Below are 2,250 nucleotides of genomic sequence, written 5' to 3'. Positions count from 1 at the left end.
AGCTCTCGCGCCTGCTGCGGGCGGCCCACGCCGTGCCCGTGGAGCTCCCCCTCATCGCCCTTCGGCCCTGCGGCCACAAGAGCGCGGTGGAGGCGGCCCTGCGGCGGCTCTTCGCGTACGACTGGGTGGTGTTCACCTCCGTCAACGCGGTGGAGTTCACCTTCGCGAAGCTCGGGGAGCTCGGCCTCGACGCCCGCACCTTCGGGGCGGCCCGGGTGTGCGCCGTGGGGCCCGCCACCGCCGGGGCGCTCCTTGCCCGCGGCATCCGGGCCGACGCCGTGCCGGGAGAGTACGTGGGCGAGGCCCTCGTGGACGCGCTCGCGGCCGCAGGCGACCTGAAGGGGACCTCGGTGCTCCTTCCCCGGGCCAAGGAGGCCCGGGAGGTGGTGCCCGCCGAGCTCGAGGCCCGGGGCGCCCGGGTAGAGGTGCTCGCCATGTACGAGAACGTGCGGCCCGAGCGCTACCCCGAGGCCGCCCTGGCGTCCCTTCGCGCCGGCGCCCTGGACCTGGTGACCCTCGCCTCGTCCTCGGCGGCCCGCAACTACGCCGCCCTGTGCCGGCAAGAGGGCCTCGACCCAAGGCGCCTGCCCTGCGCCGTCATCGGCCCGGCCACGAAGAACACCGCCGAAGCCGAGGGCCTCCCGGTTGCCTCCATGCCGTCCGAGTACACGGTGGAGGGGATGGTACAGGCGATGGAGGAGTATTTTGCCCGCGGCGCATAGATCGGTGCGCGTTGCACGTTGCCTGTTGCACGTTGGAAGAACCGAACCCGTTCGGACTGGGTCTTCCAACGCGCAACGCGCGACCCGCAACAGGCCGTCCCCAACGGACAACCAACAAGGGTAGCCCGACGATGACACAAGAGTTCACCCCCAAATGGATCGCCTGGGAGACCACCCAGCGCTGCAACCTGAAGTGCGTGCACTGCCGGTGCTCGTCGGACATGGAGGCGGCCGAGGGCGACTTCACCACCGCTGAGGCCCGAAAGCTCATCGACGACATCGCGGAGATCGCGAACCCGGTGCTCGTGCTCTCCGGGGGCGAGCCGCTGCTGCGCCCCGACATCTTCGAGATCGCCGAATACGGCACCTCGAAGGGCTTTCGGATGTGCATGGCCACCAACGGGGCGCTTGTCACCCGCGAGGTGTGCGAGAAGATGCGGGCGGCCGACATCAAGATGGTCTCGCTCTCGCTCGACGGCCCCACCGCCGCCGTACACGACGACTTTCGCCAGTGCCCCGGCGCCTTCGAGGGGGTGGAGCGGGCGGCCGGGCTCTTTCGGGAGCACGGCATTAAGTTCCTGGTCAACTCCTCCTTCACCAAGAGGAACCAGGCCCACATCGCCGAGACCTTCCGCAAGGCCAAAGCGCTGGGTGCCACGGCCTGGTACATGTTCATGATCGTCCCCACGGGCCGGGGCGAGGAGATCATGGGGGAGCTCATCTCCAAGGAGGACTACGAGGAGATCCTGGCCTGGCACTACCAGCAGGAAAAACACGAGGACGAGATCCTCATGCGCCCCACCTGCGCGCCCCACTACTACCGCATCGTGCCCCAGATGGCGAAGAAGGAGGGCGTGAAGTTCGAGCGGCGCAGCCTCACCTTCTCCACAGGCGGCGGCAAGGGGTGCATCGCCGCCCAGTCCATCTGCCTCATCGACTGCTTCGGCGAGGTCAAGCCCTGCTCCTACTTTCCACTGAGCGCGGGCAACGTGAAGAAGGAGCCCTTCCGGAAGATCTGGTTCGAGAGCCCCCTCTTCCGGGAGCTCCGAGACTTCAAGAGCTACAAGGGCAAGTGCGGCCAGTGCGAGTTCCTCAACGTATGCGGCGGCTGCCGCGCCCGCGCCTACGCCGTCACCGGCGACTACCTGGACGAAGAGCCCTTCTGCAACTACGTGCCGGTGCGCCTCACGCGAAACGCGTGAGGGAAGCAGGTGCCCGCGCCGGTAGGAGCGGCCTTGGCCACGAAGCCGGGCTTGGGACAGGGCCCCATCCACAGCCAACACAGCCAAGCGGAGATCCCAATGAGCCGAGCCGACCGTTTCCTCAAGGCCTGCCGGGGCGAGCCCGTCGACACCACCCCCGCGTGGATCATGCGCCAGGCCGGGCGCTACATGGAGGAGTACCGGGCCGTGCGCGCCAGGCACAGCTTCCTCGAGGTCTGCAAGACCCCGGAGCTGGCCTGCGAGGTCACCCTGCAGCCCCTGGATCGGTTGGGGGTGGACGCGGCGATCCTCTTCTCCGACATCAT

Annotated in this window: 3 protein-coding genes; all 3 read left to right on the top strand. The window is 68.5% G+C overall.

The features are described from left to right. Positions 1-722 (top strand): uroporphyrinogen-III synthase (locus AB1578_23495; GenBank protein MEW6490863.1); only part of this gene is annotated, 722 nt, incomplete at its 5' end. A 131-nt stretch (positions 723-853) separates the two neighbouring features. Continuing rightward, the gene (locus tag AB1578_23490; GenBank protein MEW6490862.1) at positions 854-1,924 is read left to right on the top strand and encodes a radical SAM protein; all 1,071 of its coding nucleotides are present in this window, start codon (positions 854-856) and stop codon (positions 1,922-1,924) included. Positions 1,925-2,023: 99 nt separating this feature from the next. Beyond that, the coding region (locus tag AB1578_23485) for a uroporphyrinogen decarboxylase family protein (GenBank protein ID MEW6490861.1) at positions 2,024-2,250 on the top strand (227 nt) is incomplete at its 3' end.

Source organism: Thermodesulfobacteriota bacterium (genome assembly GCA_040756475.1).
Classification (GTDB): domain Bacteria; phylum Desulfobacterota; class Deferrisomatia; order Deferrisomatales; family JACRMM01; genus JBFLZB01.
The sequence above is the reverse complement of the archived record's forward strand: the minus strand, read 5'-3'. Positions and strand labels throughout refer to the sequence as shown.